This is a genomic window from Pseudomarimonas arenosa, from assembly GCF_014841215.1.
Taxonomy (GTDB): domain Bacteria; phylum Pseudomonadota; class Gammaproteobacteria; order Xanthomonadales; family Xanthomonadaceae; genus Pseudomarimonas; species Pseudomarimonas arenosa.
This window is the reverse complement of record NZ_JACYTR010000054.1, coordinates 25,417-32,836: the sequence shown is the minus strand read 5'-3', so window position 1 is coordinate 32,836 and position 7,420 is coordinate 25,417. Positions and strand designations below refer to the sequence as shown.

Below are 7,420 nucleotides of genomic sequence, written 5' to 3'. Positions count from 1 at the left end.
CGAAGTAGCCGTTGCTGCGTAGCAGCCGAACAACGCGGCAATCGGCGCAAAGGACCTCAGGGCGAATGCCCTGCGTAGCCGCGCAGCGGCCGAATGAGGGCCGTGCCAGCGCCGAAAGACCGCGAACACTCGGTTATCTCAACACCATCGGTCGAAACTCTCACCCCGCTTGGAATTGCCGGATCTTTCGGCGCGACCTCATGAAATATCCGGGCTAACTGCCCGCGTACTTGATGAGTCCGTGCACAAATATCCGGGAACTCCGGTCGGAGCGTCCCAAGCAGGCGGGGGACAGCGCTCTGATCACCGCGAATCGTTCGAAGAGCGACAGCGCTGGATTCCCGCCTACGCACGCCTACGCGGGAATGACGCTTCGCTGGTCGTTGAGGTGCTGCAATCCACCCGGGTGTTGCGCGTCCGTGGCGAATTGTTGGTGGCGGCGTGGTTCGGCTGCTGCGCTCAACCGCCCCAAAAACAGCAGGGAGTGGGCCTTGCACCGAGATTCTCGGTCACTCGCTCAACGTTCAACAGAGGGTGAAAATACGCAGGCTGCCGAGCGTGCTGCCTGAGCCATGCCGGAGCATGGCACACTATGGGGTTTAGCAGGCTGCTGGAATTGTCGATTTCATCTGCCTGATGCGGCGCGCCAGGGAAGGTTCGCCATCGACGTGGCTGAAGGTGACGCTGGAAGACGATGAAAGTATTGGTAAGTAATGATGATGGTGTCGATGCGCCGGGCATCCGCATGCTGGCCGACTACCTGCGCGCCGCCGCGCACGAAGTGACTGTGGTAGCACCGGATCGCGACCGCTCTGGCGCCAGCAATTCCCTGACCTTGGACATGCCGATTCGTGCCAGACAGCTGCAGCCGGGCGTGTGGAGCGTTTCCGGAACGCCCACCGACTGCGTGCATCTCGGGCTGACTGGCTTGCTGGATCAAGAGCCGGATATCGTCGTTTCCGGCATCAACAACTTCGCCAATCTGGGTGATGATGTGATCTATTCCGGCACCGTCGCCGCGGCCATGGAGGGGCGGTTTCTGGGCTTGCCGGCGCTGGCCATGTCACTGGCTACGGGCAATCATCATGGCCGCCACTTCGAGACTGCTGCGCGAGCGGCCTGCGAAATCATGGCGCGGCTGCTGGTCGATCCGCTGCCGGCTGACACCATTCTCAACGTCAATGTCCCGGACCGACCCTGGAGCGAAATTCGAGGCTTCGAGGTGACCCGCCTCGGTCAACGCCATCGGGCCGCGCCCTGCGTCAAGCAAAGTGATCCGCGCGGCCGTACGGTCTACTGGATTGGCCCTGCAGGTGAAGAACAGGACGCCGGTCCAGGCACCGACTTCCATGCGGTGCGCATGGGCTTTATCTCGATCACGCCGATTCACGTCGATCTGACCCGCTATCAGGCTCTGGAAAAGGTTTCGACCTGGGTCGAAGGCCTGAGTCAGGTGCTTGACCGGGAAGCGTCATGACGCGGTTTCATCCCGATGCCTCGGTGGGCGGCTTGGGCATGACCTCGCAGCGCGCCCGAGACCGATTGATCGAGCGCCTGAAATCGGAGCCTCTGCGCCCACCGATCAAGGATCCGCGCGTGCTGGAGGTGATGCGCCTGATGCCGCGTCACCTGTTCATCGAAGAGGCACTGGCCAGTCGTGCCTACGAAGACACTGCCTTGCCGATCGGCCTGGGGCAGACCATTTCCCAGCCCTGGGTGGTGGCCCGCATGACCGAGGCGCTGCTTGAACATGGGGTTCCCTCCAAAGTGCTGGAGCTCGGTACCGGCTCGGGCTATCAGGCGGCCGTGCTGGCCGCGTTGGTGGATCAGGTCTACACGGTGGAACGCATTGAGGAGCTGTTGCGTTCGGCGCGCCGACGGTTTCGCAAGCTGGGCATCGACAATGTCCGCAGCCGCCACGAGGATGGTCGGCTCGGTTGGCCGGAGCATGGTCCGTTTGACGGCATCATCGTCACCGCGGCGGCCGAAAGCGTCGATCCCGGCCTGTTCGATCAGTTGGCCGAAGGCGGCACGCTGATCGCACCGGTCGGCGGCTCCGCCGGTCAGGATCTACTGCGCTTTCGCAAGCAGGAAGGCCAACTCAAGGTCGAATCCTTGGGGGGCGTGGTGTTTGTGCCCCTGCTTGCGGGAGTGCGTTGATGCGACTGTTTGGTCCGATTTACGATCGTTGTCTGCGCTGGGCGGCGCACCCGCACGCCGAGCGCTACATGGCCGGCATGAGTTTCGCCGAATCAGTGTTCTTTCCGGTGCCACCCGACGTGATGCTGGCCCCGATGACCCTGGCCAAACCGATCCTGTGGCGCCGACTGGCGTTTATCTGCACCGTGGCCTCGGTGGCGGGCGGTCTGCTCGGTTATCTGCTCGGTGCCTTCGCGCTGGAAGTGATCTGGCCCTGGATTGAAGCCGCAGGCAAGGCCGCCACTTTCGAACAGATTCAGGGCAGCTTTGCCCGCTATGGCTTCTGGATCGTCTTTCTTGCCGGGTTCACCCCGATTCCCTACAAGGTGTTCACCATTGCCTCAGGTGCGACCGGCATTGGATTGATACCTTTTGTGCTGGGATCGGTGGTGGGACGAGGCGGCCGGTTCTTCCTGGTCACCGGCCTGGTTGCCTGGGGCGGACCGCGAATGGAGAAGCACTTGCGTCGTTATGTCGAGGGCTTGGGCTGGCTGGCCGTTGTGCTGGTGGCAGCGGTCGTTGCCTGGTTGGAGTGGGGGCGAGGATGAGCCCAGGCGCGCGCGTCATCGTGCTGGTCAACGTGCTTGGCCTGCTCTGCGCATGCGCGCCGCAGCGATCAGTGCGGGTTGAAACGGCACCCGGTACGCGTCGCCCGAGCACGGCAGTCGCCGTCAACGCCGACGAGTATGTGGTGGTCAAGGGCGACACCCTGTACGGCATCGCGTTTCGGCAGAAACTCGACTACCGGGATCTTGCGGCGATCAACAACATCCGGTCGCCGTATACGATCTATCCAGGCCAGCGGCTCAAGCTCGGACAGGCCGCGACGGCGCCGGTGACGAAGAAATCAGTTCCGCCGCCGGCCTCGACCAGTGCCGGTGTGGTGAACCCGATCGTGCGGGAGGCGCCGAAACCAGTTGTGCTGCCGCGCACCGAGCCGACGCCGCCGATTGCCCCCGCTCAGTCGCCGCCCGTGCAGCCCGCGCCGGCCGCGGTGGCACCGGTGGTCGAACCGCCGCCTAAACCTGCCGTTCCCGCACCGCTGAGCGATGGTCCATTGCGTTGGCGCTGGCCAACCGATGGCAAGGTGATCAGCAGCTTTCTTGCCGGGGATCCCACTCGGCAGGGCATTAACCTGGCCGGCAGTGCTGGCGACCCCGTGCTCGCTGCTGCCCAGGGGGTGGTTGTGTACTCGGGATCGGGTCTGATTGGCTATGGCGAGCTGGTGATCATCAAGCACGACGACACTTGGCTGTCAGCCTATGGCCATAATCGCAAGCGGTTGGTGGCCGAGGGCGATACCGTACACGGCGGTCAACAGGTGGCCGAGATGGGGCGCAGTGGCGCCAGTCGCGACATGCTGCACTTTGAAGTGCGCAAGAATGGTCGGCCGGTCGATCCGATGAACGTGCTGCCCAGGCGCTGAACTTACGGCTTCACTCAGCGCAGCAACAAGTTCAAGGTGCCTTGATCGAAAATACGGCGACCACGGGGCGGCTTTCATCGGCGAGCAGGTTGAATGTCCGTGCCGCCGCATGATTGTCCATGCATTCCACACCGATGCCGCGTTGCATAAGCTGGGCCAGGATCGATGGCGGCAGAAAGCGCTGTGTCTCGCCGCTGCCAAACAGAACAATCTGTGGCTTCAGCGCGTCGATCAATGCTTGCCAGTCGGGCCAGGTCCAGTCGATCGGTGCGCTGGGCGTTTCGTTGGAGGCCCACGTTCGCTCGGCGGATAGTGCGAAGCTGTGGCGCCACTCCTGCTCATCCAGTCGCACCCGATCAGAATCCACCCAGCGGACTCGCAGCCCCCCCTGCGGCAGCTGTTGCTGCAGGCTCATGGGCTCCGCGGCAGTACGATCAGCGGTTTGTCCTTATTGCGGCGGAACAGTACGCCGATATTGCCGATGCGCTGCACGATCTGGGCGCCACTGTCGCGGGCCAGCTGATCGAGCGCGGCATCGCGAGCATCGCGGTCCTCGGCTGCCAGTTTGACCTTGACCAATTCGTGGTGATCGAGTGCGATATTCAGTTCGTTGACCAGAGCTTCGCTCAGGCCTTTGGCTCCCATCAGGATGACAGGCTTGAGACTGTGTGCGATTGCACGCAGATGGCGCTTCTGCGCGGCAGTGAGGGTCTGGCTCATACCGGGGACTTATCGGTTTTCGGGGGGCGCAAGGGTATCATGGCGCCTCGGGAGCGGCATTGGGAATCTGATGACGGTTTTATGACTGTGCGGCGAATCGCGCCGGCCCGGTGACACCTGATCGGCGCCATGTCCGCATCGCGCCCCGAGCAGGCTGCTGAGACCTCCATCCAGGAGGTTTTCAGCGCAACCGGTCGCCCGGCTCACGGCAAGCCGGCCGCGGCAAAGCCGCGCCACCTGCCATGAGCTTGTCGAACGGTTTGCCGGAAATCAATCACTTGCCTGCTTGCTTTCCGAGCGCGCCGTCCTTGGCGCGCGATATCAGGCTGCTGAAACAAGTCTCAGCAGCCTGATAGGCTGTAACCAATTAACCTCAAAGAGTACGTGGCGTGGCGCGTAGCAAGAGCAGCAGCCGCTGGCTGAAGGAACATTTCGCTGATCCGTTTGTGAAGAAGGCACACGCGGAAGGTGTGCGTTCGCGGGCGGCCTACAAGCTGGAAGAGTTGATTGATCGGCACAAGCTGATTCGGCCTGGTATGCGGGTGGTTGATCTGGGTGCCGCGCCGGGCGGCTGGTCGCAGCTGGTGGCGCGCGAGCTGGATGGCCGCGGGCTGGTGGTGGCGATGGATATCCTCGATATGCCGTCGATCGCCGGCGTGCGCTTTGTTCACGGCGATTTCAGAGAGGAGGCCGCAGTGTCGCAGTTGGAGGCGCTGTTGGAAGGTCAGCCGGTAGACCTTGTGTTGTCCGATATGGCCCCCAATATGAGCGGAGTAGAGGCGGTCGATCGTGCTCGTGCCATGTATCTGGTGGAGCTGGCGCGGGATTTCGCCGATCTGCACCTCGCGCCTGGCGGCACCTTTCTGGTCAAGGTCTTCCAGGGCGTGGGCTCCGACGCATATCTGTTGGACTTGCGTCGGCGCTATGAGAAAGTGCAGGTGCGCAAGCCGAGTGCTTCGCGCAAGCGTTCCCCAGAGGTCTATTACCTGGCCACTGGAAAGCGCTGAGCGACTCGGTAGTGACGAATAACTTTAGAGGCACGCATTGTCGATGAATGATCTGGCTAAGAATCTGCTGCTCTGGGTGGTGATCGCCTTTGTATTGATGGCGGTATTCCAGAGTTTTACGCCGCGTACCGGCGCAGTACAGCAGCTCAACTACAACGACTTCATCAGTCAGGTGAAGAGCGATGCGGTCAGCAAGGTAAAGATCGAGGAGGATCGGGTCACGATCAATGGCGAGCGCCGCGATGGCAGCCGCTTCACCACGATCAATCCGGGTGATGAGTACCTGGTGAACGACCTCATCAACCACAACGTCGAGATTGAGCAGGCGCCGCCACCGTCGGGTCCGTCGCTGGCCTACATCCTGATAAATCTGCTGCCATACGTGATCTTCATCGGCATCTTCATTTTCTTCATGCGTCAGCTGCAATCTGGCGGTGGCGGTCGCGGCGCAATGAGTTTCGGCCGCTCGAAAGCCAAGATGCTGGCCGAGGATCAGATCAAGATCACTTTTGCTGATGTGGCCGGTTGCGACGAGGCCAAGCAGGAAGTCTCCGAATTGGTCGAGTTCCTGCGTGATCCGGGCAAGTTTCAGAAGCTTGGCGGCAAGATTCCTCGCGGTGTATTGATGGTGGGCTCGCCGGGTACCGGTAAGACCTTGCTGGCCAAGGCGATTGCCGGTGAAGCCAAGGTGCCGTTCTTCTCCATTTCCGGCTCGGATTTCGTCGAGATGTTCGTCGGCGTGGGTGCGTCACGCGTGCGCGATATGTTCGAGCAGGCCAAGAAGCACGCCCCCTGCATCATCTTCATTGACGAAATCGACGCCGTCGGCCGCCACCGTGGCGCTGGCCTCGGCGGCGGACACGACGAGCGCGAGCAGACCTTGAATCAACTGCTGGTCGAGATGGACGGCTTCGAGGGCAGCGAAGGCATCATCGTCATCGCTGCCACCAATCGACCCGACGTGCTCGACCCGGCCCTGCTGCGTCCCGGCCGTTTCGACCGCCAGGTGGTAGTGCCCTTGCCCGACGTGCGTGGGCGCGAGCAGATCCTGAAGGTGCATATGCGCAAGGTGCCGCTGGCCGAGAATGTCGAGGCCTCGGTGATTGCTCGCGGCTGTCCTGGTTTTTCTGGCGCTGATCTGGCCAATCTGGTCAACGAAGCTGCGTTGTTTGCGGCGCGCGAGAACGCCAAAGAAGTGCGGATGATTCACTTCGACCGCGCCAAGGACAAGATCATGATGGGCGCCGAGCGACGCTCGATGGTAATGAGCGACGATGAGAAGAAGCTCACCGCCTATCACGAAGCGGGTCACGCCATCGTCGGTCGTCTGGTGCCGGAACATGACCCGGTCTACAAGGTCACCATCATTCCGCGCGGTCGCGCGCTCGGTGTGACCATGTACTTGCCGGAAGGCGACAAGTACAGCCACAACCGTACCCAGATTCAGAGCATGCTTTGTTCGCTGTACGGTGGCCGGGTGGCCGAAGAGTTGATCTTTGGCACCGAAAAGGTCACCACCGGTGCCAGCAATGACATCGAGCGCGCCACGCAAATGGCGCGCAACATGGTTACCAAGTGGGGCCTTTCGGACGAAATGGGCCCGGTGGCCTACGGCGAGCAGGAGGATGAAGTTTTCCTCGGTCGTTCGGTTACCCAGCACAAGAATGTCTCCGACGAGACCGCGCGGATGATCGACGAAGTGGTGCGCGGCATCCTCGATCGCGCCTACCGTCGTACCAAGGAGATCCTTACCTCCAATCTCGACAAGCTGCACACCATGGCCGATGCCCTGCTCACCTACGAAACCATCGACGCCGGGCAGATCGATGCCATCATGAGCGGCCGCCGCCCCGGCCCGCCTGCTGACTGGACCGATCGCGATTCCAGCGACAAGCCGGGTAAGGGCGACGATGGCTCGGCGGTGATTGGCGGTCCGGCGGAGCAGGTGTGAAAAGCCGGGATTCGTGATTCGTGATTCGAAAGAGCCGGCATCGTCCGGCTCTTTCGTTTTTTGGAGCCTGGGGGACATCACCGAAGCGCACGCGATTGGCGGCTTGACCTGATGTCG

Annotated in this window: 8 protein-coding genes; 6 read left to right on the top strand and 2 right to left on the bottom strand. The window is 62.0% G+C overall.

Annotated features, from left to right (window positions below; all coding sequences use genetic code 11):
- Nucleotides 1-694 precede the first annotated feature (694 nt).
- From surE to IFO71_RS22355, 4 genes are read left to right on the top strand one after another with little or no spacing between them, the layout of a single operon-like run.
- On the top strand, nt 695-1,477 hold the full coding sequence (gene surE, locus IFO71_RS17430; RefSeq protein WP_192030947.1) for a 5'/3'-nucleotidase SurE: 783 nt from the start codon (nt 695-697) through the stop codon (nt 1,475-1,477).
- Nucleotides 1,474-2,160, top strand: coding sequence for a protein-L-isoaspartate(D-aspartate) O-methyltransferase (locus tag IFO71_RS17425; RefSeq protein ID WP_192030946.1), 687 nt, complete (start codon nt 1,474-1,476; stop codon nt 2,158-2,160). Before surE ends, IFO71_RS17425 begins: the two co-directional genes overlap by 4 nt.
- Nucleotides 2,160-2,747 (top strand): YqaA family protein, encoded by a 588-nt coding sequence (locus IFO71_RS17420; protein ID WP_192030945.1) that lies wholly within the window; start codon nt 2,160-2,162, stop codon nt 2,745-2,747. The genes IFO71_RS17425 and IFO71_RS17420 overlap by 1 nt, the downstream gene beginning before the upstream one ends.
- The gene (locus tag IFO71_RS22355; RefSeq protein WP_192030944.1) at nt 2,744-3,625 is read left to right on the top strand and encodes a peptidoglycan DD-metalloendopeptidase family protein; all 882 of its coding nucleotides are present in this window, start codon (nt 2,744-2,746) and stop codon (nt 3,623-3,625) included. Before IFO71_RS17420 ends, IFO71_RS22355 begins: the two co-directional genes overlap by 4 nt.
- Nucleotides 3,626-3,656: 31 nt before the next feature.
- On the opposite strand, the gene IFO71_RS17410 is transcribed toward IFO71_RS22355, so the two are convergent.
- On the bottom strand, nt 3,657-4,040 hold the full coding sequence (locus IFO71_RS17410) for an Mth938-like domain-containing protein (protein WP_192030943.1): 384 nt from the start codon (nt 4,038-4,040) through the stop codon (nt 3,657-3,659).
- The gene (gene yhbY / locus IFO71_RS17405; RefSeq protein ID WP_192030942.1) at nt 4,037-4,345 is read right to left on the bottom strand and encodes a ribosome assembly RNA-binding protein YhbY; all 309 of its coding nucleotides are present in this window, start codon (nt 4,343-4,345) and stop codon (nt 4,037-4,039) included. Before yhbY ends, IFO71_RS17410 begins: the two co-directional genes overlap by 4 nt.
- A gap of 389 nt (nt 4,346-4,734) precedes the next feature.
- Between yhbY and rlmE the strand changes: the two genes are divergently transcribed.
- Together rlmE and ftsH are read left to right on the top strand one after the other, a co-directional pair.
- Nucleotides 4,735-5,352 carry a 23S rRNA (uridine(2552)-2'-O)-methyltransferase RlmE gene (rlmE, locus tag IFO71_RS17400; RefSeq protein WP_192030941.1) on the top strand — a complete coding sequence of 206 codons (618 nt, stop codon included), beginning with the start codon at nt 4,735-4,737 and terminating at the stop codon, nt 5,350-5,352.
- 43 nt (nt 5,353-5,395) lie between these two features.
- The gene (gene ftsH, locus IFO71_RS17395) at nt 5,396-7,303 is read left to right on the top strand and encodes an ATP-dependent zinc metalloprotease FtsH (protein ID WP_192030940.1); all 1,908 of its coding nucleotides are present in this window, start codon (nt 5,396-5,398) and stop codon (nt 7,301-7,303) included.
- Nucleotides 7,304-7,420: the final 117 nt, after the last annotated feature.

Coding starts and splice junctions, on each gene's coding strand:
- IFO71_RS17420 (WP_192030945.1), top strand. CDS start 2,160: ATGCGACTGTTTGGTCCGATTTACGATCGTTGTCTGCGCTGGGCGGCG.
- surE (WP_192030947.1), top strand. CDS start 695: ATGAAAGTATTGGTAAGTAATGATGATGGTGTCGATGCGCCGGGCATC.
- IFO71_RS17425 (WP_192030946.1), top strand. CDS start 1,474: ATGACGCGGTTTCATCCCGATGCCTCGGTGGGCGGCTTGGGCATGACC.
- IFO71_RS22355 (WP_192030944.1), top strand. CDS start 2,744: ATGAGCCCAGGCGCGCGCGTCATCGTGCTGGTCAACGTGCTTGGCCTG.
- ftsH (WP_192030940.1), top strand. CDS start 5,396: ATGAATGATCTGGCTAAGAATCTGCTGCTCTGGGTGGTGATCGCCTTT.
- IFO71_RS17410 (WP_192030943.1), bottom strand. CDS start 4,040: ATGAGCCTGCAGCAACAGCTGCCGCAGGGGGGGCTGCGAGTCCGCTGG.
- yhbY (WP_192030942.1), bottom strand. CDS start 4,345: ATGAGCCAGACCCTCACTGCCGCGCAGAAGCGCCATCTGCGTGCAATC.